At 66.5% G+C, this 21556-nt stretch carries 15 protein-coding genes and 2 pseudogenes; 7 read left to right on the forward strand and 10 right to left on the reverse strand.

Going from position 1 to position 21556, the window contains the following annotated elements; genetic code table 11:
• Positions 1 to 22 precede the first annotated feature (22 nt).
• From ACZ7M2_RS15180 to ACZ7M2_RS15190, 3 genes are all read right to left on the reverse strand, one after another.
• A complete protein-coding gene (locus ACZ7M2_RS15180; protein ID WP_471595624.1) occupies positions 23 to 988 on the reverse strand; it encodes an alpha/beta hydrolase in 966 nt (321 codons plus the stop codon).
• A 1526-nt stretch (positions 989 to 2514) separates the two neighbouring features.
• Positions 2515 to 3420 carry a 3-hydroxybutyryl-CoA dehydrogenase gene (locus ACZ7M2_RS15185; protein ID WP_471595625.1) on the reverse strand — a complete coding sequence of 302 codons (906 nt, stop codon included), beginning with the start codon at positions 3418 to 3420 and terminating at the stop codon, positions 2515 to 2517.
• 11 nt (positions 3421 to 3431) lie between these two features.
• The gene (locus ACZ7M2_RS15190; protein ID WP_471595626.1) at positions 3432 to 4586 is read right to left on the reverse strand and encodes an acyl-CoA dehydrogenase; all 1155 of its coding nucleotides are present in this window, start codon (positions 4584 to 4586) and stop codon (positions 3432 to 3434) included.
• Positions 4587 to 4671: 85 nt separating this feature from the next.
• On the opposite strand from ACZ7M2_RS15190, the gene ACZ7M2_RS15195 reads away from it, so the two are divergent.
• Positions 4672 to 5400: a TetR family transcriptional regulator gene (locus ACZ7M2_RS15195; RefSeq protein ID WP_471595627.1), complete on the forward strand. Its 729-nt coding sequence runs from the start codon at positions 4672 to 4674 to the stop codon at positions 5398 to 5400.
• 361 nt (positions 5401 to 5761) lie between these two features.
• Here ACZ7M2_RS15195 and ACZ7M2_RS15200 read toward each other — a convergent pair.
• Positions 5762 to 6031 (reverse strand): annotated as a pseudogene (locus ACZ7M2_RS15200) (carbohydrate ABC transporter permease); the annotation flags it as partial.
• Between the two features lie 76 nt (positions 6032 to 6107).
• On the opposite strand from ACZ7M2_RS15200, the pseudogene ACZ7M2_RS15205 reads away from it, so the two are divergent.
• A pseudogene (locus ACZ7M2_RS15205) lies at positions 6108 to 7181 on the forward strand (IS630 family transposase).
• Here ACZ7M2_RS15205 and ACZ7M2_RS15210 read toward each other — a convergent pair.
• Positions 7173 to 7373: an ABC transporter permease subunit gene (locus tag ACZ7M2_RS15210; RefSeq protein WP_471595628.1), complete on the reverse strand. Its 201-nt coding sequence runs from the start codon at positions 7371 to 7373 to the stop codon at positions 7173 to 7175. The pseudogene ACZ7M2_RS15205 and the gene ACZ7M2_RS15210 overlap by 9 nt on opposite strands.
• A 288-nt stretch (positions 7374 to 7661) precedes the next feature.
• On the reverse strand, positions 7662 to 7949 hold the full coding sequence (locus ACZ7M2_RS15215; protein ID WP_471595629.1) for a DUF6192 family protein: 288 nt from the start codon (positions 7947 to 7949) through the stop codon (positions 7662 to 7664).
• Positions 7950 to 8436: 487 nt separating this feature from the next.
• On the opposite strand from ACZ7M2_RS15215, the gene ACZ7M2_RS15220 reads away from it, so the two are divergent.
• From ACZ7M2_RS15220 to ACZ7M2_RS15240, 5 genes are all read left to right on the forward strand, one after another.
• Positions 8437 to 9096 (forward strand): S1 family peptidase, encoded by a 660-nt coding sequence (locus ACZ7M2_RS15220; protein WP_471595630.1) that lies wholly within the window; start codon positions 8437 to 8439, stop codon positions 9094 to 9096.
• Positions 9097 to 10438: 1342 nt separating this feature from the next.
• Positions 10439 to 12748, forward strand: a complete 2310-nt coding sequence (locus ACZ7M2_RS15225; protein WP_471595631.1) for an MMPL family transporter — start codon at positions 10439 to 10441, stop codon at positions 12746 to 12748.
• Positions 12749 to 12819: 71 nt separating this feature from the next.
• A complete protein-coding gene (locus ACZ7M2_RS15230) occupies positions 12820 to 14058 on the forward strand; it encodes a sensor histidine kinase (protein ID WP_471595632.1) in 1239 nt (412 codons plus the stop codon).
• Positions 14055 to 14741, forward strand: coding sequence for a response regulator (locus ACZ7M2_RS15235; protein ID WP_471595633.1), 687 nt, complete (start codon positions 14055 to 14057; stop codon positions 14739 to 14741). The genes ACZ7M2_RS15230 and ACZ7M2_RS15235 overlap by 4 nt, the downstream gene beginning before the upstream one ends.
• Positions 14742 to 15287: 546 nt before the next feature.
• A complete protein-coding gene (locus tag ACZ7M2_RS15240; protein ID WP_471595634.1) occupies positions 15288 to 16286 on the forward strand; it encodes a LacI family DNA-binding transcriptional regulator in 999 nt (332 codons plus the stop codon).
• A 32-nt stretch (positions 16287 to 16318) separates the two neighbouring features.
• On the opposite strand, the gene ACZ7M2_RS15245 is transcribed toward ACZ7M2_RS15240, so the two are convergent.
• From ACZ7M2_RS15245 to ACZ7M2_RS15260, 4 genes are read right to left on the reverse strand one after another with little or no spacing between them, the layout of a single operon-like run.
• Complete coding sequence (locus ACZ7M2_RS15245) at positions 16319 to 17170, reverse strand: ABC transporter ATP-binding protein (protein WP_471595635.1); 852 nt, start codon at positions 17168 to 17170, stop codon at positions 16319 to 16321.
• Positions 17167 to 18927, reverse strand: a complete 1761-nt coding sequence (locus tag ACZ7M2_RS15250) for a dipeptide/oligopeptide/nickel ABC transporter permease/ATP-binding protein (RefSeq protein ID WP_471595636.1) — start codon at positions 18925 to 18927, stop codon at positions 17167 to 17169. Before ACZ7M2_RS15250 ends, ACZ7M2_RS15245 begins: the two co-directional genes overlap by 4 nt.
• On the reverse strand, positions 18924 to 19865 hold the full coding sequence (locus tag ACZ7M2_RS15255) for an ABC transporter permease (protein ID WP_471595637.1): 942 nt from the start codon (positions 19863 to 19865) through the stop codon (positions 18924 to 18926). Before ACZ7M2_RS15255 ends, ACZ7M2_RS15250 begins: the two co-directional genes overlap by 4 nt.
• A gap of 9 nt (positions 19866 to 19874) precedes the next feature.
• Positions 19875 to 21431 (reverse strand): ABC transporter substrate-binding protein, encoded by a 1557-nt coding sequence (locus ACZ7M2_RS15260; RefSeq protein ID WP_471595638.1) that lies wholly within the window; start codon positions 21429 to 21431, stop codon positions 19875 to 19877.
• Positions 21432 to 21556: the final 125 nt, after the last annotated feature.

Raw genomic sequence — 21556 nt, forward strand, 5'->3', positions numbered from 1 at the left:
GGCGGGATACAAGCCTCCGCTTTCACTGGGACTGCCGCGGCACCCGCAGAGCGCGACCGATGGCGGCGTTCGCCTCAGCGTTCATCCGGTGACTGATCTCCGGGCCCGGGATTCCGAAGGCTCCGTGAAAGGTGCCCGGGAAGAGGTGGAGTTCGGTGGGCACTCCGGCCTGAACGAGGCGCTGGGCGTAGTCCATGCCCTCATCTCGCAGCGGGTCGAACTCGCAGACGGAGATGTAGGCCGGCGGAAGGCCGGCCAGGTCTTCGGCGCGGGCCGGAGCGGCGTAGGGGGAGATGTCATCTCCGCCCCGGCGACCCGACCCGAGGTAGTAGTCCCACATGATGGCGACGCCGGGCCCGGTGAGGACCGGCGTGTCGGTGAATGCGTTCATGGACGGGGTGCCGAGGCGGTCGTCCAGGGCGGGAACCCCCAGGTACTGGAAGCATGGTGCCGGGCCGCCCCGGTCCCGAGCCATCAGCGCGACCACGGCCGCGAGATTCCCGCCTGCGCTGTCGCCCCCCACACCGACCCGCTCGGGTGCGATGCCCAGTTCGGCGGCGTTGTCAACCGTCCAGACGAAGGCCGCGTAGCAGTCCTCGGCCCCGGCCGGGAACGGGTCCTCGGGAGCCAGCCGGTAGTCGACGGAGACCACGATCGCGCCCGACTCGGCGGCGATCGTGTAAGTGCGGCCGTCGTTGGCGGGAACGTCACCGGCGACGAAGCCGCCGCCGTGGAAGTAGACCAATGCGCCCTGTGCACCCTCATCCGGATGGCCCTTAGGCGTGTACACGCGCACTGGAACTTCCGGCGCTCCCCCAAGCCCCGGCACCGTGGCATCGCGTACATCCACCGGGACGGATGTCTCGGGACGCGGGGTTATCGCGCCATGTTCGGTCGCTATCCTTCGCGTCGCCTCGACATCGTCATACGGAAGGAGTGGGAGCATCTCCACGATGGGCACCAGCTCAGGGTCAATGGCATAGGACATGATGATCTCCTTGGTGAGGCGCGTCGCGTCGTACGCAGCCGGAATGCGTGGAGTACGGGGGTTGCGAAGGCATGTGCCGACGCGAGCAACACTGCCGTCGCGTACAGGAGCTGGCGTTGGGTCTCAGAGAGAAACAGTGCCCAGTGCCGGCTGCTGACCACAAGGTCGGCGCGGTCGACGCCATGCTCGTCCAACCGATAATGAAGACGTACGGCAGCTCGCTGAAGCCCCGGGTAGGGGTTTAGACGACAGCCCGCCGCGTCAACACGGGCCGGTGCACGCGCCCAATGACGCGCGAACTGGCTGTACCCGTTCGACCTCCGGGAGGACCACAGAAGGTGTCTTACCTGGCTGCCAGGTGCGTACTTCTGGTCAAATGGCCCCGGCCGAAGGTGCTTTCAAAGTCGAGATGGCCCGCGAGGAGTGGCTGTGTGCCACTCTGCGACATGAAGGTCCGTGCGACTCAGAGCGGAATGACCGGCTGAACGGACCCGGTCGCGGAGAATGCGGTGCCTGGTCTCACCGAGTACTGGCGCACGCTTCCACGCGCTGCGACGGTCGGCGAAGTCTCATACACCTCCCCCGCCCGACTCGTCAACTGGGTTGGCGCTGTTGTCGAGGAGGTTGACTTAGACCCGGCAGGTCGCAGCCGTCGACGGTGACGTGACGGGTTGGCGGCTCCACCATGCCCACACTGTTCAGCAGTAGGTCCCGCGGGCCATCGTCCAAGATCACGCCGCCAGCGCGTACCGCGCGGATGACCATAGCGTCAGCTCCAGCCAGGGCCTGTGCGACCTTCTTCCCGTTGTCACCGTTCACGCCGGTCACACCAGGTGACTTTCCCCCCTGGTCAGGAACCTGGTACATGACGACCTCCCAATTTAGGACTGCCGGTATCTTGCTCGTTCTCCACCATAACGAACCGCCGGTCACTTATCAACGGACCGGCGGTATGTTCGTCAGCGGGAACGACTTCCCGTCGGGCCCGCTTCGACTAACGCGGAGCCGGGGCGGTGGCAGGTACTCGATGAAGTACGCGAGATGAACGCGGTCTCGTCCTCAGCGTGGCACCCCAGGACTCAACGCCCGTCGAGGACGGCGATTAGCGAGCGGAGCCGCAGCACCAGACCACAACGCCGCCCCAAGCCGTCGACCATCGCACCTACCCCACCCACGCAACCACTGGCATGTGGAGCACTGCACGTTGCCTGGCATACCTCAACCCCCGGCAACATCCCGCCGGCCCAGCGCGCTGACTGGCAACGACACCGATCACCGCCGAGGTCGCAAGACGCCAGTCGCGGGCGGCTCGATCGGCGACGTCACCCTTCTCCCGATGGGGCGTCGCCAGCCCGTTACTCCTGCTCGAAACACGCAGCCGTGATGCACTTGCCTGGCTACATCCCGTACACATGAGCCTGGAGGAAACCGAAGGGCTTCGCCTCGCGCTCCAGACCGCCAGCCGACAGGACGGCCTCGCAGCACCCGGCAACTCCCCGCGGGAAGCAGCGGGAAGGCCACTGCCATCATGTGCCGCTCTCCGCAGCTTTGCGGGCAGGGTACTCATAGAAGCCGACGCCGGCCTTACGGCCGAGGTGACCCGCCTGGACCATCCGTGACAGAAGGGCCGGTGGCGCGAGATGAGGCTCGCGGAATTCGGCGTAGAGGGACTCGGCTACGGCGAGGGTGGTGTCCAGACCGATGTGGTCAGCCAGCCTAAGCGGGCCCATGGGGTGGGCGCAGCCACGAACCATGCCTTCGTCGATATCCTGTGCGGCCGCGAAGCCCGACTCGAACATGCGGATCGCCGCAACGATGTAGGGGATCAGCAGGGAGTTGACGACGAATCCGGCCCGATCCTGGGAGGCGATCACATGCCGGCCCAGGGTGTCCGCCGCGAAGACGCGGATCCGCTCCCAGGCTGCGTCGGCAGTCACCAACGACGGAACCAACTCGACCAAGTTGAGGACTGGCACAGGATTGAAGAAGTGCAGGCCGACCACCTGGCCGGGACGGCTCGTCGCGGCAGCGAGCTTCATGATGGGGATCGACGAGGTGTTTGACGCAAGCAGCGCGTCAGGACGGGACATAGCCTCGTCGAGGGCGGCGAAGACACGCAGCTTCAGCCCCTCGTCCTCAGGTACCGCCTCGATGGCCAGGTCTCGATCAGCGAAGTCCTCGAGGCTGGTCGTGAATGTCACCCGCTTCAGAGTCACATCGCGATCTGCCTCGGTGAGCTTGCCCCGCTCCACCGCACGCGCCAGGGAGCTCTCGATTCTGCCGCGCCCGGCCTCGACTGCCCGAACATCTACCTCGTAGACGAGGGTGTCGAGGCCCCTGCGGCCGCAGAGCTCGGCGATTCCGGAGCCCATGAGACCGCAGCCCACTACGCCCACGCTGCGCACGTCAGTCGTTTTCATATTCGTTGTCATCGTGGAGCTCCTCATACGCCCGGCAGGTTCCTTGCCATGACGATCCGCTGGACTTGGTTCGTGCCCTCATAAATCTGGGTGATCTTCGCGTCGCGCATCATGCGCTCGACCGGGTAGTCGCGGGTGTAGCCGTAGCCGCCGAGGAGCTGGACGGCGTCCGTGGTGACCTCCATGGCGACGTCGGAGGCGAAGCACTTCGCCGCCGCGCCCTGGAAGGTGAGGTCGGCGTCGCCGCGCTCGGAGGCGGCCGCGGCCTGGTATGTGAGGGCGCGGGCGGCGGCGATCTTCATGGCCATGTCGGCGAGCATGAACTGGATGCCCTGGAAGTCGGCGATCGGCTTGCCGAATTGCTTGCGCTCCTGGACATAGCCCTTGGCGTAGTCGAGGGCGCCCTGGGCGACCCCGAGCGCCTGGGCGGCGATGGTGATCCGGGTGTGGTCCAGGGTCTTCATGGCGGTGGCGAAGCCGGTGCCCTCCTCGCCGATCATGCGGTCGGCGGGGATGCGGACGTTGTCGAAGTAGACCTCGCGGGTCGGCGAGCCCTTGATGCCGAGCTTCTTCTCCGGGGCACCGAAGGAGACGCCCTCGTCGGCCTTCTCGACGACGAAGGCTGAGATCCCCTTGGTGCGCTTCTCCGGGGCGGTCACGGCCATGACCGTGTAGTAGTCGGAGATGCCCGCATTGGTGATCCAGCGCTTCACGCCGTTGAGGACGTAGTGGTCGCCGTCGCGGACCGCCTTCGTCTTCATGCCGCCCGCGTCGGAGCCCGCGTCCGGCTCGGAGAGGCAGTACGAGAACATGCCGTCGCCCTTGGCCAGCGGCGTCAGGTACTGCTGCTTGAGGGCCTCGGAACCGGAGAGGATCACCGGGAGCGAACCCAGCTTGTTCACGGCCGGGATGAGGGAGGAGGAGACGCAGGCGCGGGCGACCTCCTCGATCACGATGACCGTGGCGAGCGCGTCGGCGCCGGCCCCGCCGTACTCCTCGGGCACGTGCACCGCGTGCAGGTCGCCCGCGACCAGGGCGTCGAGCGCCTCCTGCGGGAAGCGGGCCTCCTCGTCCACCACGGCGGCGTGTGGCGCGATCTTCGCCTCGGCCAGTGAACGGATCGCGTCACGGAGCATGTCGTGCTCCTCGGACGGGCGGTACAGGTCGAAGTCAGTCACGCGTAACTCCACTCCAGCGCTGGCACTCAGTACCCTCATTATGCGCACTGAGTGCCATCGACGGGGAGGGGTGTACGTTTTCGTCATGAGCGACCAGGCCGGACAACCACAGCGACCAGCGCCGGATGAATCCGCGGGCACGAAGCCCCCCAAGGCGTCCATCCGGGGCGAGCTGGTATCCGCGGCATTCGAGCTGTTCACGGAGTTCGGCTACGACGCCACGACCATCGACGACATCGCGCGCCGGGCCGGCGTCGGCCGACGGTCCTTCTTCCGGTATTTCCCGACCAAGGAGGAGGTTGTCTTCCCCGATCACGAGCGAGCCCTCGCCGAGATGGTCGACTACCTCGCCCAAGGCGCCACGGACCCCGACCCGGTGGGCCGGGCCTGCGGTGCAGCACGGCTCGTAGTCCGCATGTACGCGGAGAACGCCGAGTTTTCGGTGCGACGTTATGTACTTACTCGCAGCGTGCCAGCCCTTAAGAATCACGAGATCTCGATGGTGTGGCAGTACGAACGGGCCCTCGCGTCCTATCTCGAGCGCCGCTTTGCCACTCTCCCCCAGGGGGGCGCCCGCGCCTACGCCCTGGCCGCCAGCGTGGTGGCGGCCCACAACTACGGCCTGCGGGCCTGGCTCCGCTCCGGAGGCAGCGGGGACGCTGTCGCCGCTGTCGACCAAGCGCTGGGCCTCGTCCATCACACATGGAGCGACGCGGGGGAAACAGTAGTTGTGATCACCCGCACGAACACCCCGATGTGGCAGGTCGTGCAGCAACTCGAAGGCTCATGGCCGGGCTCGACTCTCATGACTTAGGGAACTAAGTTCCCTATATTCGCGAACTCAGTTCCCTGCCGGTTTCTGGGTAAGCGGTGTCAGATCTGCCGATCTGCGGCACTGCATGCCGGGTGGATCTGCCCTTGGAGTTGGTCGGGGGTAAGTGTTGAGGGCATTCAACAGGGTTTGTCTTGGGCCATGCCAGCTTGGAGTCTGGTGATGTTGGTGGTGCGGGGTGGGAGTCTGGGTGGGATCGCCGGGCCGGGGTTCCGCAGCCGCCGCGAGGACGCCGACGCTTCGGTTCGCGTCAGGTGGTACGCCATGGATCCGCTGATGGAGATGGTCGGGAAGGCCACCCGGGCGAAGTTCGACGGTATGGGAAGCGGGTCGGGATGACTGGCTATTTGACCGATCCCACGGTGATGCCCTTGGTGAGGGTGCGCTGGAAGATCGCGAAGAAAAGGAGGGTGGGCAGGAGGCCGGCGAGTGCTGCTGCGGCGGCTAGGACCGGGGCGGTGGTGAACTGGCCGAAGAGCAGTCCGAGGGAGACGGAGACGGCCTGGTTGTCGCTGGAGGGCAGCAGGATGAGGGGGATGAAGAAGTCGTTCCAGGTCCAGATGAAGAAGAAGGTGGCCAGCACTCCGAGAGTGGGGCGGATGACCGGGGTGATACTGACTTCGGCTCGTTAGGGCGATCTTTCGCGAAGTTCCTGGTGAGGGCGGGTTGTTGGCCGTATCCAGTGGTGTGTGAGGTATGCGGATGGGGGCGGACTGACCACTGCGGGGCGTCAGCGCCGGGAGTCGGTACGGATGCAGGCGGCCGAGCTGTTCGAGCAGAAGATCAAGCCGTAGGAGGTCGCGCGGCGGCTGCGAGTGAGCCGGAAATCCGCCTATCAGTGGCACCAGGTATGGCGCGATAGCGGGGTGTAGGCCCTGTCGTCCCGTGGCCCGACCGGATCACGGTGCCGTCTCTCTCCACGCTGCCTGGAGAAGCTCGCCGCGTATCTCGAGCAGGGGCCGGCCGCGCACGGCTGGGTGGAGGACCAGGTGTGGACCGCTGCGCGGGTGGCCACGCTGATCGGCAGGAGGTTCCATGTCTCCTACAGCATCTCCGGGGCCACCAGATTGATGCACCGGCTCGGCTTCAGCCCGCAGGTACCCGCGCGGCGGGTGGCCGAACGCGACGAGCAGGCCGTGAAGGTGTGGAAGGAGGCGACCTGGGCCGAGGTAAAGGAGCCAGGGCGGCCTGCGGAGGCTACATCTGCTTCGAGGACGAGGCAGGCTTCACCCGACGGCCGCCCAAAGGACGCACGTAGGGCCGACGCTGCCACACGCCGGTCGTGACGGTCAGCGGGCGGCGCTCGGGACGCCTGTCAGTCGCCGGACTCATCACCCTGCGGCCCGGCTCCCGCACACGGCTGTGCCACCGCCTGCGCACCCACCCCGCCGGCAAGGGCAAGCGACGCAGCCTGGGCGAACGCGACTTCATCGCCCTGATCGACGGCGCCCACCAGCTGGTCAAGGCACCGATCGTGCTGGTGTGGGACCGGCTGAACACTCATGTCTCCCGCAGGATGCGACAGTTGATCACCGAGCGCGAGTGGCTGACCGTGTTCCTGCGGCCTGCCCCCGGACCTGAACCCTGTCGAGGGCGTGTGGGCCCACGTCAAACGCAGCCTGGCCAATCTCGCCGTCGTCGCACTCGGCCGACTCGAAGTCCTCGTTCGCAACCGCCTCAAGCGCCTCCAGTACCGGCCCGACACCCTCAGCGGATTCATAGCCGGGACCGGCCTGGCCCCCGACACGCCAACGTCACTCTAACCAGCCGAAGCCAGTAACGCTGACGAGGATGCGCAGCCGGCCTGCTCCATCGATGCGGGCGGCTTCGAGGATCTCGGGAGGGAAGTCGGACAGGACGGCAGAGAGCATGTAGATGCCGAAGGTGGCGGAGAGAGTGGCGAGCACGATGATCACGCTGATCTTCGTGTCGTAGAGGCCGACCTGCCGGAGCATGGAACCAGCAGCAGGCGCCCTGTTCGCCCACACACCCGAAACACCGGGAGCACCGGTACACCCCTTCGGTCCAGGCAGGCCACAAGCAGCGCCCCCGGCGTAGTGAACCGACCGCTTTGAATACCTGGCAGATGGCGATCAGGTCGCTGTATTCCATCGACCTCCGCCAGCTGTGGACGATGCGGACCGGGTCGTCGAACGGCTCGCCGTCCTCGGCGAAGGCTTCCTCGTACTCCTCGTCGAACCTGTCGTCGTCATCCAGCCCGGCCTGCTCGAACTGGGCCTCATTCACGTTGTCCCGGGCCTCGGCATCCCACATGGCCTGAACGCCACCTCTGGCCGGCGCGAGAAGTCGGTGGCCGCCTGCGCCGCCACCGCTTCGTCACCATCCGTCAGTTCACGGATCGCCTCGATCTTCTCCTTGGTGGTGACCCGGACCTCGATCTGCTCGGTCTTCCAGCCCACCAACTTCTTGGCCACCTCTACACTCCACCGGCGCCGGCCGGTGCTCTCACTCAGTAGCGGGTTCCGGATCAGTTCGAACCGGTCCGGCACGGACGCCAGGATCCGGTGCACCTCCTAGGAGCCGCCCGCCCGTCAGTGCTCAGCGGGCCACTGCTTGGCCACCCACCGCTGTGTGCGGAACGGATAGAAGGACAGCCCGATCTCCTCGGTGAACAGCCACAGCGACTCCGCCACACTCTGATCACTCTCATCGAGTGGCAGATGACCCCCGTGACCGCGAAGCCGCTCCAGCTCCAACGCAGCGTCCCGAGGGCAAACTGACAGCCGGTGTCCTCTTCCACCAGGCCTAACGGCTTGGCCACCAGCTCGTCGTAAAGACGGTGATCTACCGATTGAAACTCTTCCTCGGCCGAAAGTATTGGCCGTTCATCCGCATACGCCTCTTTCTTCTCCGTATCTGCGGCCATTTGGCCGAAGCCCTGGCCTCCACCCCTCAGCGATGGTTGATCCAAGTCAGGGGCGGCGCACCGCCGATCACGGTGGTGCGCCGTCCTCGGCCGCCACCCCACCGTCCCCAGGACCAGCTAGGAGCAGTCCCATGCGCCACCCCCAACGCGTCACCATCGCTGCCGGTGTCGGGCTCGCCGCCGCGTTCGTCGTACCTGCCGGCTCCGCCGAGGCGATCAGCGGCGGCACAGCCGTCTCATCCGCGCCCTGGGCCGTGCAGGTGTACAACGACGGACACTACGCCTGCACGGGCACCATGCTCACCGATCGGTGGGTACTCACGGCCTACCACTGCTACGGTGACGATCCGGGAACGATGTCCGTTCGGGTCGACTCCGTGCGGATCGGGCACGGCACCAAAGTCGCCGTGACGAAGATCAAGCACATGAACACCGAGGGCCTCGACGACGTGGCACTGTTCCGGCTCGCCAAGCCTGTCAAGGCTCCGCATGTCCAGCTCGCGAAGACCGACCCGCGCAAGGGGGCCGTCGTCAACGCCTACGGATACGGTTCGAAGGGCAAACACCCGAAAGACCTGCACACGGCGACGCTCCGCGTGACCTCGGTCAGCCACGATGACATCATCGGGCGCGCCATCTGGACCAAGAAGCTCAGCGGCGACATCGAGCCCGGCGACTCCGGGGGCCCCGCCTTTTACAAGGGCAAGCAGGTCGGTGTCGTGTTCGGGCCCAGCGAGTACAGCAGCATTGCCTCCCACCGTGCCTGGATCAGGCAGGTCACCGGGGTCTGAGCCCTGCTGTTGTCGGCTCTTTGCCATGGCGCCGGGCCCGCCCAGAACCTCGTACGTCCCACTTCGCCGGAGCTGTGCAGAGGCAACGCGGGCCGACACCACGCGGACGCAGGCGGCCTCTTCACCGGCTCGACTGGTCGTACGGCATTGAGAATCACGGACTGTAGCGAGAAACTGGCGGACCTCCCTGCCAGGGCAGTACTGAACGGGGCGGAACCGGTTGCCCGGTCCGCCCCACCCCCCGGTCGCAGGGAGGCGCTTCTCCTGATGCGACCTGGTCAACACCTGGTGGGATAGGTCTGGCAGTACGTCGGAGACCCCGGGCGGCCGATACCAGTCGCATGAGCGGGGGTCTGCGATACGAGCAACGTTCCGAGGGCGGCACACACTAGGGCGCCCATCACCGCAGCCTTCCGGAGCCTATTCGACACAACACTCACGGGGTCTCCTTTAGAGTTCAAGTTACTGTTGCCAATGAAACTGTAGGCATGCCCACTGCCACCCTGATACCACCCTGGGGTGGAATCTTCGGTGACCCCCAGTGGCAGTGAACTACCCTCACACCGACCGGCTCCTCCTGGATCAACCAGTCCCAGTTGTCGTTCGGTTCTCTGACGGACATCGCCGACTGCTGGGTCGTCAAGGCCCTTTGGGCGTCTCATTGGAGACCCCGTTCGCACCACGGTTCTAGTTCTCCGGCAGGTCTGCAGTCCAGGGTTGGCAGCCTGCACGGACCCGCGCTCCTAGCTTGAGACACGGGTCAGTCAGACCCAGCTCGCGCAGTGATCTCGTCTCTTGGTGGGAGTGCTTTCAAGGACGCCAGGCTTGGCCGGGTCACGGAGAGACGAGCCGACGGACCGGTGGATTCGAGCGACGCCGAGGCACGCCTGGTCTCAGCAGGTCAATACCCGCCCGCGCCACTCCACCACAACGGCACCCATACTGCGGGCGACCGCCGAATACCAACACCTCCAGCCGGCCTCCGCGGCGCCGCACCATACCGCCTGGGTGACGAGCACGTCGTGGACGATGGTCGAACGATCAGTTTTCGGTGCGGTCCGCCACTCCGCCCCGCCCGGCGCCGCAGGGGCGGAGCCGGGCGATCGGTGACGAACTCGCCGATCACCCTGATGAGCGAGCAGTGGCATCCCGGGGTGCCTGCCGGACACTGGACCGCTGTCATCTGGTTCAGGGCTCCGCGACTACGCAATTCGCCGTAGTGCCCCGGGAAAGGTACGAGATCTCGCGTAGTGCGACTGCCGTCAGCCGAGTGACGACGGCAGCAGCCTGATGAAGGGAGTCTGCGGAGGGTAGCCCCAGAGCAGATGCGGAGATCCTTCCCATGCCTTCCCTTCTCTATCGATTGGGCCGGTTCGCATTCCGGCACCGCTGGTCCGTTCTTTTGATATGGGTGGCGGTGCTCGGTGGTGTCGTCGTCGCGGGGCTGCGCGCCCCGGCTGCCCCACCGGACAACACATCCATTCCGGGAACCGAGTTCTCGAAGGCGAACACCCAGATCCAAAACGACTTCCACGCCAATCCCAACGGCGCCTCGGCCCAGATCGTGTTCGTCGCCCCACATGGCGAGAAGATCACCGCGGTGAAGTACAAGAAGGCCATCGACGAGACCGTCGCTGCAGCGGCGAAGTCCTCGCAGGTCACCAGCTCCGACACACCCTCTCAGGCCGGGCAGGTGAGCAAGGATGGCTCGACCGGGATCGGCGACGTCAACTACAGCGTGAACGGGGACAGCCTGACCGACGCGACGACGAAGACGCTGCAGGACGCAGCACAGATCGGTCGAAATGCGGGTCTGACGGTGGAGATCGGCGGAGACGCTCTCTCACCTGCGGCTTCGGACACGGCCCTGATCTTCAGCCTTATCGCCGCCGCAATCATCCTGTTCATCACCTTCGGCGCCTTGGCCGCAGCCGGGATGCCTCTGCTGACCGCCATCGTCGGGGTGGGGCTGAGCCTGTTCGGGATCATCACTCTGAGCAAGCCGTTGGGCCTTTCCTCCACGTCTCAAGAACTCGCTCTGATGCTGGGCCTGGCAGTCGGCATCGACTACGCGCTGTTCATCGTCTCCCGATACCGGGAGGAACGCTCCCGGGGCCGTGAACCGGAACAGGCCGCCGGAGTCGCCGTGGGCACCGCCGGCTCGGCCGTGGTCTTCGCAGGCCTGACCGTCATCATCGCCCTGGCAGGTCTCTCGGTGGTCGGCATCCCCAGTTCGACGAAGATGGGCCTGGCCGCCGCGGCGACGATCGCCATCTCCGTACTGGTCGCGCTCACTTTCGTGCCGGCGCTCCTGGGCATCTGGCCGCGCGCCGTGCTGCGCCGCTCCGCGCGCAGGGCAATCCGCAATGGCACTCCCCTCGAACCTGCGGAGAAGAAGCTGAACATAGGCGGCCAGTGGGCAGGTTTCGTGCTGCGCCATCCGGTCCCGCTGCTGCTCCTCGGCGTGATAGGGCTCGGAGCAATCGCTCTGCCGGCCACGCACATGAGGCTCGGCGAAGCCGGCAACGCGATCTTGCCCACATCCTCCACCGAGCGGCGCGCTTACGACGACATCAGCCGCGCGTTCGGTCCCGGGTACAACGGACAGCTCGCCGTTGTCGTCACCCCCCAGAGCGCGACGGACGCGAAGAGCTCCGCGGCCAAAGTCGCCGACAAGTTCCGGGCCATACCGGGTGTGGTCGAGGTCTCCGCGCCGCAGTTCAACCAAGCAGGAAAAGCGGCCGTCATCACCTTGATTCCGGCTACCGCACCGGACGCGTCGGAAACGTCCACCCTGGTCGACAAGATCCGCGCCGAGCGTCCCACTATCCAGGCGCAGACCGGCGCCACCTATCTCGTCACCGGTCTGACGGCGGCAAACATCGATATCGCCGCGAAGGTCAGCGGTGCCCTCATCCCCTATCTGCTGACCATTGTCGGACTCGCGTTCCTGCTCCTGCTCGTCGTCTTCCGCTCCGTCCTGGTTCCGCTCAAGGCAACGATCGGGTTCGTGCTCTCCGTACTCGCCAGCCTTGGCGCGATGGTCGCGGTCTTCCAGTGGGGCTGGCTCGCCCAACTGTTCGGTGTCCCGGCAACCGGTCCGCTCCAGTCGTTCCTCCCGATCATGATCGTCGGGATCTCGTTCGGCCTGGCCATGGACTACGAGGTCTTCCTCGTCTCCCGGATCCACGAAGCGCACACCCACGGCGAACAGACCAGTGACGCGGTGGTCTCCGGCTTCCGACGCAGCGCCCGCGTAGTGGTCGCCGCCGCACTGATCATGATCTCCGTCTTCTTCGGGTTCCTGACCAACGCGAATATCGTGATCAAGGAGATCGGCTTCGGCCTCGCCATCGCCGTGCTGCTGGACGCCTTTGTGGTGCGGATGACGATCGTGCCGGCCGTCCTCGGTCTGCTCGGCAAGGCGGCGTGGTGGCGGCCGAGCTGGTTGGAGCGCGCGCTGCCATACCTCGACATCGAGGGACAGACACTCGAAAGGCGGCTCGCGGCGGGCGCCACGCAGCCTGCGCCCACGGACAGGACGGCTCCGGACCTAGCAGAGCGCAACCTGTCCCTGGCCACTGGGGCGGCCGTCGCAGGCCGGACGGATGAGGACGAATCCGCTGGTCATGGGGCTCCACCGCACGACTAAAGCCGGGCCGGGCGGTCACCGATCCACAGCGGTGACCGCCCGGCCAAGCCGGTGCAAACTATCGTCACACCATGGTTGACCCACAGGTGGGGAGTTCGGACATGCTTTCGCGATGGCGACGTCTGCGGCGTGCTCACCCCTGGGTGGTCGATGCCATCCTTGCGCTGGCGCCGGTACTGATCTCCTTCCCGGGGGTGGTGATCAGCGTCGACCATGCGCCGGTGCCGTCACCGCATTGGCCTGGTTATCTGGTCACAGCCATGGCATGCGCCACGCTGGCAGGTGTCCGGCACGTTCCTCGGCTTACCGCGCTGGTGACGCTCGCCTGCACCGTGGTTCTGACTGCGCTTGGCTACACGTTGAGCCCGCTGCTACTTGCCCCCGCAATCATCGCGCTCCTCTTCGTCGCCCTGCGTACCGAACCGCGCACGACGTTCGTCTTCAACGCAGCAGCCATGGCTTCACTGCTGAGCGCCGCCCTGATTGCCAGACAGCCCGGATCGCCGTTGGCGTTCGAATTCCTCAGCACCATCGCGTGGCTGCTGCTCGCCGCCGCCCTCGGCCGCGGCGCCCGCCTACGACTGGCCCTCATGGAGGCGGCTCACGCCCGTGCCGAGTATGCCGAGCGAACCCGTGAGGAAGTTGCCGAGCGACGGGTCTCCGGCGAGCGGATGCGCATCGCCCGAGAGCTGCACGACGTCGTCGCCCACCACCTCTCGCTGGCGAATGCGCAGGCCGGCACGGTCATTTACCTCATGGAGACCGATCCCGACAAGGCACGCACGATGGCCGGAGAGCTGAACCGCACCATCATCTCCGCCCTCGAAGACCTCGGAACCACCGTTGGTCTGCTACGCCAGGCCGGGGACCCGGACTCCCCCCTCGAACCGGCTCCTGGACTCCGGCGGCTACCTGATCTGGCCGCCGCGTTCCGCGCCGCCGGCCTCGAAGTCTCCGTAATCACCGACGGGCACGTGCAGCCGCTGCCGCCGGGAACGGACCTGGCCGTCTTCCGCATCATCCAAGAAGCACTGACGAACGTGACCAAGCACTCCGCCGCAACCGAAGCGGCGGTCAGATTGGCCTACGCCCGTGACCGTCTCGTCGTCGTCGTCACCAACGGCGGCGGTGCTGCGCATGTTCACGCCCGTTCCGCCCCCAACTCCGGCTACGGTCTGATCGGGATGCGCGAACGAGCCATGTCCCTCGGCGGACAGCTACGAACCGGTGCGCTTCCCACCGGCGGCTTCGAAGTCGTCGCCGAGCTCCCGCTCCCCCCGCATCGCCTCGACGAGGAAACCAACCGATGACCATCCGCGTCCTGCTCGCCGACGATCAAGCCCTGCTCCGCCAGACTTTCAGCATCCTGATCAGTGCCGCCCCCGACATGGACGTGGTCGGCGAAGCCGCCGACGGCGCACAGGCGATCGAGGTCACCCGTGAACAGCACCCGGATGTGATCGTCATGGACATCCGCATGCCCGGCGTCGACGGTCTGACCGCCACCGAGAGGATCTGCGGCGACCCCGATCTCGCGGACACCCGCATCCTGATCCTCACCACCTTCGAAACCGAGCAGTACGTCGCCCGAGCCCTACGAGCCGGGGCCAGCGGCTTCCTCGGCAAGACAGCCACCACCGACCAACTCCTCGATGCGATCCGCACCATCGCCGCCGGCGAATCCCTGCTCTCAGCGCAAGCCACCCGTCTGTTGATCAGCCGTTATCTGGCCAGCACAGACCCCGCAAGCGCCCCACCTCAGGACGCGCTCGCCGAACTGACGTCCCGCGAACGCGAGATGATGGCACTCGCCGCCCAGGGCCTGAGTAACGAGGAGATCGCCACCCAGCTCGTACTCAGTACGCACACCGTGCGTACCCACATCCAGCGCGCCATGGCGAAGCTTCAGGCCCGCGACCGAGCCCAACTCGTCGTCATCGCCTACCAGACCGGTCTGGCCCGGTCGGAGGGCGGCTCGCGAGGGAGCAGATGAAGTGCTCCCGAGCTCATGTCAACCAGGCTGTGAGCGGCGACGGTTACGTGTTCGAGTCCACCGGCAACATGTGTCGGACGCATCGTCCAAGACACACATCTTGTCGCTCAGTGCGAAGAACACTCCCCGAATGCGGCGACCCGTTCATCGGCCAAGCTCACCGACGGGCAGGGCGTTGATCACTGTCAAGGGATCGCCTTCAGGTTGGCGGCGGACTGTCACACAGCAGGCTGCCGGGGACGGCCATCGGCTGCGCGGCTACTCTGCCTCGGCGTCGAACTCGAACCATACCGTCGTCCCCCTGTCGCTCGGCGAATTACCCCAGGCGGAGGCGAGGGAAGAGACGATCAAGAGCCCACGCCTTTCCTTTCGCTTTGCCGGTATCCGGACCGAGGTCCGGATGTATCGGGGGGCGAGTGTCGCCGTCGCTTACCTCCGCGGGCCTACTCGTTTCACTTACGCGTGCCAGTTCATGATCTGGCCCGTAAACTGGCCGTGGCCGTGAGCTTCGGCGTGAGGTGCGATTGAGTGTGGCGGGTGACCGGGGTGTCTGATGGCAAGCGGGTGACCAGCGCGGATGTGGCACGAGAGGCGGGAGTCTCCCGCGCGACCGTGAGTTACGTCCTCAACGACGTTTCGCATCAGAAGATCCCCGAGGCTACCCGGCAACGGGTATGGGCTGCGGCCGCCCGGCTCGGCTACGCGCCCTCGGCTGCGGCGCGCGCCCTGCGCACAGGCCGCTCGGAGATCGTACTCGGCCTGCTGCCGGACTGGCCGATCGAGCATGTCCTCGGACGGCTCATCCAGCAGTTGACCAACGCCTTCGCCGAACAGGGGCTGACCTTCGTGGTGCACTCGTCGGCGCACCCCGCACGCCCCCTCCAAGAGATCTGGAAGGCCATGACCCCGGCGGCGGTTCTGACCCTCCAGGAGTTCTCCGACGTGGAAGCCGAGGCGATGCGGACGGCAGGCATCGAGGTGGTCATGGCGATGCACGGGTCGTCAGATGGCGCGGGCCGGCCCCCTCTGGTGTCCGAGCAGCCGATCGGGGCACTGCAGGCACGGCACCTTGCCGGCCCCCATCGCCGACTGGGCTACGCCTACCCCGACCTGCCGGGACTCGGCGTCCTGGCGCAGCCGCGGCTGGACGGCGTTCGTGAAGCCTGCGCCAAGCTGGGCCTGCCGGAACCGGACGTCCGGACGGTCCCTCTCGATGCGGCCGGCGCCGCCGAAGCGGTGACGAAGTGGTTGGCCGCCGAACCGCCTGTGACGGGCGTCTGCGCTTTCAACGACGATGTCGCCCTTGCCGTACTCGCGGGTCTCAGCCTTCTCGGACTGCGTGCTCCGCGGGACATGGCCGTGATCGGTGTCGACGACACTCCCAACGCGTCTTTGGCACAGCCACCGCTCACCACGGTCGCCCGCGACACCGACGTCTTCGCACGGGGCCTGGTCCGCCGCGTGATCGACGCTCTCAGTGGAGGAGAAGCCCCTGCCGAACCCATCCGGGACGAGCTTCTCATCCGCGTCAGGGAGTCCGCCTGACCGGTGGGCCACTGCCCCTGGGAAGCCGACGTTCAAAGCCCCGATCGAACGGCTGACTCCATGTCCGTCCGCTGCTGACGGCGCTTGCGTTGCAGGACCGGGTCCGGGACGGGCGCGGCAGCCACCAGTTGCCTGGTGTACTCGTGCTGCGGCTGGTCGCACACCGTGGTGCTGCTTCCCTCTTCCACAATGCGTCCGCTCTGCAACACCAAGGTGCGCGCCGCGAACTCCTTGACGACGGCGAGGTCGTGGGTGATGAACAGGTAAGCGCAACCGAGCGTGTGCTGGAGTTCGGCGAGCAGGTTCAACGCAGCAGCCTGGGTGGTGACGTCGAGAGCACTGGTCGGCTCGTCGCAGATGACGATCCTCGGCTGCCGGGCGATGGCACGGGCGATGGCTATGCGCTGACGCTGACCGCCGCTGAACTGGGCAGGATACCGGTCGACCGCGTCCTCGGGCAGGCCGACGCGGCGCAGCAGATCGGCGATGCGGTCCTGGACCTCCCGGCGGGAAAGCGATGAACCGGCGCTGAGCAGAGGCTCGGCTAGCGTCCGGCCGACCGGCACCGCCGGGTTCAGCGACCCGTAGGGATTCTGGAAAATCGCCTGGATGTCGCTGGACAGTGCTCGGCGGGCACGGCCGGTGAGTTGTGTGATGTCGCGCCCGTCGAGCAGCACGCGCCCGGCACTGACCGTGGTCAGCCCGAGCACCGCCTTGCCGATGGTGGTCTTGCCCGAGCCGGACTCGCCTACGAGCGCGACCGTCTCAGCGTGGCCGACCTCGAACGACACATTGTCGATGACCGTCGTCGGGGGCTTGCGCAAGCTCCGGGACGGATAGCGGACCGCAAGTCCGTCAAGCTGGAGTACGGGTGTTCCGGTCACGCGAGCCTGCCCTCGGTCCGTGCGATGCTGGGGGTGCTGTCGATGAGCTTCCTCGTGTAGGCGTGCCGGGGCCGGTAGAACATGTCCTCGACCGGGCCTTCTTCCACGATCCGGCCCTGCTCCATCACGATCGCGCGGTCGCAGGTGTCGGCGACGACTCCGAGGTCGTGCGTGATCAGGATGATCGCCATTCCACGCTCGTCGCGCAGCGTCCTGAGGAGGTCGAGGATGCCTGCCTGAACAGTCACGTCCAGTGCCGTGGTGGGTTCATCGGCGATCAGCACCTTCGGTGAGCCTGCCAGGGCCATCGCGATCACGATCCGCTGGAGCATGCCGCCGGACAGCTCATGCGGATGCCGGCGCGCGACGTCGTCCGGGTCACGCAGGTGGACGCTGGTCAGCAGCTCGCGGACCCGTTGCCTGACGGCTTCCTTCCCGCCTGATACGGCACCGGTACGCCGGACGACCTCGGACAGCTGCGAGCCGATGGTGAAATACGGGTCGAGAGCCATCATGGGTTCCTGTGACACGAGGGCGATCTCGCGGCCGCGGATGCGGCGCAACTCTCGTTCCGGCAAGCCACTGATCCGGGTGCCGTCGAGCCAGGCCGAGCCGCTCGTCACCATCCCGGTGGGGGGAAGGAGCCCAAGGAGCGACAGGCCTGTCACCGTCTTTCCGCTGCCGGACTCCCCCACCAGACCGAAGATCTCGCCGACGCCCACGGAAAAGCTGACGGAGTCGACGACGTCACGTGATCCTTGCGCGGACGCGAAGGCGATCGAGTAGTTCCGCACGGCGAGCACGGCCTCCACCATCGGCGGTTCCGGCCCGTCGGCGGCATCCTGCGAGGCGGCCACGGGAACCGGACGCCGCATCCGTCCACCGGCGGCCCTGCGCCGGTCCTCTTCGAGATCGCGCAGCCCGTCGCCGAGCAGCCCGAAGGAGATGGTCATGAGGCCGATCACGCTGCCCGAGACGAGCAGGAGGTATGGGCTCTGCTGCATGATCTGCGCGGCGTCCCCGACCATGCCGCCCCAGCTCGGGGCGGGCGCGGGGGTGGCAAGTCCGAGAAACCCGAGGCCGGTCTGGATAGCGAGGGAGATTCCCGCGAAGAGGCAGACCTGGACCAGTAGTTGCCCTGTCAACCCCGGCAGGATGTGCCGTGCCATGATGCGCGCCGGACCGATCCCGGACACCTTGGCGGCGTCCACGAAGAGTTCTTCGCGCAGTGCGATGCAGGAACTGCGGATGATCCGGGCGAGGTTCGCCGAGGCGAAGAAGCCGATGGTGAGCATGGCAGCGACGTTGCTCTGGTGGAAGATCGCAAGGACGGCGAGCGTGACGATGATCGCGGGGACCGACAGCATGACGTCCAGTACGGCGACGATGACCCGGTCGGTCCAGCCACGCAGGTAGCCGGCGAGGATGCCGAGGAACATGCCGCAGACCGCGAAGACGAGCACAGCCAGCCCCACCCCGATGAGCGTGGGCCGACCGCCGTAGAGCAGCCGGCTCAGCACGTCGCGGCCGAGAGCGTCGGTGCCCAGCGGATGGTTCGCCGACGGACCGGCCTGCACACTCAGCAGGTCCTGCATCAGCGGCGGGTGCGGGGCCAGGAACGGGGCGAATGTCACGGCGACGGTGACCGCGGCGACAACGACGAGAGCCGCAGCGGTGACGGGGCGGCGCCAGATCCCGAGGAAGGGGCTGGTCCTCGGCCGTGGCCGTTCCCTCAGAATCGGCTCAACACTGGTCATTCCGTACGCACCTTCGGGTTCAGGAGACCGTAGAGGACATCCACGAGTAGGTTCACCACGATCACCATGACGGTGAACGTGAGGGCGACCCCCTGGACGACAGGCAGGTCGTGCTGATTGGTCGCGTCCACCACCGTGGTCCCCAGGCCAGGCAGGGTGAAGACGTTCTCGATGAGGATCGTGCCAGGAATGAAGGCGATCATCGTCAGGCCGATCGTGGTCACCACCGGCAGCCCGCACCCGCGCAGGGCGTGCTTCCAGACGATGGACGAAGGCCGGATGCCGGACGCTCTCAGGGTTCTGATGTAGTCGAGGCCCAGGGTGGTCAGCATCGCGTCGCGAGTGACCTTTGCGATCATGGCGATGCCACCGATCGACAGAGCGAGGACGGGCAGGACGAGGCCGGTTGCCCACTGCCCTGGTGAATCGGCGAACGGGGTGTACCCGGTGGCGGGGAAGATCGCGAACTTGACGGCCAGCAGCGCGACGAGGAGCAGAGCGATCCAGAAGTTCGGCAGTGCACCGCCCAGCAGGGATACGACGTCGACCAGCTGACGGCTGCCCCTGCCACGCGTCGCGCTGTACACACCGAGCAGGACACCGATCAGACCCGCGAGCCCGGTTGCCCCGATCACCAGAGAAAGGGTCACTGGAAGACGTTGCCCGATCACCCCCAGCACGGGTTCGTCGGTGAACAGTGAGGTGCCGAGGTCACCGTGCAGGACGCCGCGCAGGTACAGCCAGTACTGCTCGGCGACCGGCTGGTTCAGGTGGAGTGCGGCTCTCAGCGCCTGGTACTGCTCAGGCGTCGCATTGAGGCCGAGCAGGGTTCGTGCCGGGTTGCCCGGCACGAACGACTCCAGGAGGAAAACGATTGCTGAGACGACCAGCAACAGCGGGACGGACAGCGCCAGCCTGCGGAAAAGGATGGGGAGCATGGGTCCTCGTCACCTTGAGGTCCACGTGGTGACAGAGGTCGACAGGGCACTGCCCTGGATGAACTGCACACCGCGGAGCTTGTCGTTGTACATGATGATCGTGTCGGTGCCGGACACCGGCAGGGCGAGCGCCTTGCGCACGATGACATCGGTGAGGTCCTTCGCCGCCGCGCCGCTGGACTGCGCGTCGGACGTGGCGAGCTTGGTGAACGCGGCATCGACGTCGGGGGCCGCCACACCGAAGACGTTCATGATGCCCGCCTTGGAGAAGCCCGCCTGCTGGGCATAGAAGTTCGCATCGCCACCCTGGCCGGGGGAGAGCACGGTTGCCGCGAACTTCTTCGTCAGCAGGTCGTTGATCCACCCGCCGAGGTTGCTGGCGGCCGTCAGCCGCAGCGTGACGCCCACCTTGGCGAGCTGTCCCTGCACGGCCTGCACGAGCTTGGTGGTCGTGGGATCGAACGACCCGTAATTCACCGGGATCGTCAGTCCGTTCGCGTATCCCGCCTTCGCCAGCAACGCCTTGGCCTTGGCCGGGTCGTAGGGGTACATCTGGCCGGCCGCGGGGCTGTAGCCGTCGTAGCCGGGCAACGCCGGCTGGGAAGCCGGTGCCCCATAGTCGCCGTAGACCGCCTTCGTGATCGTGCCACGATCGATCGCGTAGTTCAGAGCCTGTCGGACACGTGCATCTGCCAGCCCCTTGACGACGGTGCCGTCGCGGTCCAGGAGGAACAGTCCCGCCCAGGTCGTGGGCTTCTTGATGGTGGTGAGTGAGTTGTCGCCGGCGATGGACGGGGCCACGTCCGGAGTGCCGAACATGAAGTCGATCTGCCCGGACTTCAGGGCCTGCACCTGCGAGTTGACATTCGGCATGACCCGAACGGTGATCTTCTGGAAGTGGATGGCGGACTTGTCGTAGAAGTTCTTGTTCGGAACGTAGACGTAGTGATCACCGGAGATCGACTGCGCAGCGCTGTAGACATACGGCCCTGCACCGAACGTGGCGGCGGCCAGCTTCTTCGGGCTCTTCAGCCCCGCCGGGCTGATGACGTCGCCCCCCAGGAACCCGGGCGTGAACAGCGCCCCGATGTCCGGATTGGGCGTCGGGCTCTTGACCACTACGGTCGAGCTGTCCTTCGCGGAGAAGACCAGGGGCCGGAAGTAGGGGGCGGTGGGCCCACTGCCCTTCTGGAAGTACCTGAGCGATCCGACGACGTCTGCGGCGGTGATAGGCGTACCGTCGGCGAACTTCACGCCGCTGCGCAGACGCAGCTGGAAGGTGGTGTGAGCACCACCCACGTAGCCCCACTCGTCGGCCAGTCCGGCCGCGAGCGCGCCCTCGGCGGCCCGGGTGAGCAGCGATGCGTAGGCGGGGTCGACGTAGCTCAGGAACGGCCCGGTGGCGATCTGGGCAGGGTCCAGGCTGTTGGGCAGTGACGACATGCCGATGGTCACCGAGGTCTGACCGGCGCTGCCACCGCTGTTGTTGTTCGCCCCGCCGCAGGCGGCGAGCGAGAGCGCGGCAATGACGCCGAGCGAGGTGGGGAGGAGGATGTGTCTCTTCATCGAGATCTCCGTCGGAAGGTGAGAGCGGGAAAGTCGGGAGGCTGACGTGACGCACGTGGGGACCGTCGGGGTGGACGGCCTGGGGGATGGCTCGGGATGCGCGAAGTTCCCCGAAGGGGTCGCGA

The sequence above is a fragment of the Streptomyces sp. NPDC111507 genome, from assembly GCF_055638955.1.

What these genes read in the sequence shown, in the direction of transcription:
- ACZ7M2_RS15210 (WP_471595628.1), bottom strand. Translation starts at nt 7,373, where the DNA reads ATGCTCCGGCAGGTCGGCCTCTACGACACGAAGATCAGCGTGATCATC.
- ACZ7M2_RS15230 (WP_471595632.1), top strand. Translation starts at nt 12,820, where the DNA reads ATGGTTGACCCACAGGTGGGGAGTTCGGACATGCTTTCGCGATGGCGA.
- ACZ7M2_RS15235 (WP_471595633.1), top strand. Translation starts at nt 14,055, where the DNA reads ATGACCATCCGCGTCCTGCTCGCCGACGATCAAGCCCTGCTCCGCCAG.
- ACZ7M2_RS15225 (WP_471595631.1), top strand. Translation starts at nt 10,439, where the DNA reads ATGCCTTCCCTTCTCTATCGATTGGGCCGGTTCGCATTCCGGCACCGC.
- ACZ7M2_RS15195 (WP_471595627.1), top strand. Translation starts at nt 4,672, where the DNA reads ATGAGCGACCAGGCCGGACAACCACAGCGACCAGCGCCGGATGAATCC.
- ACZ7M2_RS15180 (WP_471595624.1), bottom strand. Translation starts at nt 988, where the DNA reads ATGTCCTATGCCATTGACCCTGAGCTGGTGCCCATCGTGGAGATGCTC.
- ACZ7M2_RS15260 (WP_471595638.1), bottom strand. Translation starts at nt 21,431, where the DNA reads ATGAAGAGACACATCCTCCTCCCCACCTCGCTCGGCGTCATTGCCGCG.
- ACZ7M2_RS15255 (WP_471595637.1), bottom strand. Translation starts at nt 19,865, where the DNA reads ATGCTCCCCATCCTTTTCCGCAGGCTGGCGCTGTCCGTCCCGCTGTTG.
- ACZ7M2_RS15185 (WP_471595625.1), bottom strand. Translation starts at nt 3,420, where the DNA reads ATGACAACGAATATGAAAACGACTGACGTGCGCAGCGTGGGCGTAGTG.
- ACZ7M2_RS15250 (WP_471595636.1), bottom strand. Translation starts at nt 18,927, where the DNA reads ATGACCAGTGTTGAGCCGATTCTGAGGGAACGGCCACGGCCGAGGACC.
- ACZ7M2_RS15220 (WP_471595630.1), top strand. Translation starts at nt 8,437, where the DNA reads ATGCGCCACCCCCAACGCGTCACCATCGCTGCCGGTGTCGGGCTCGCC.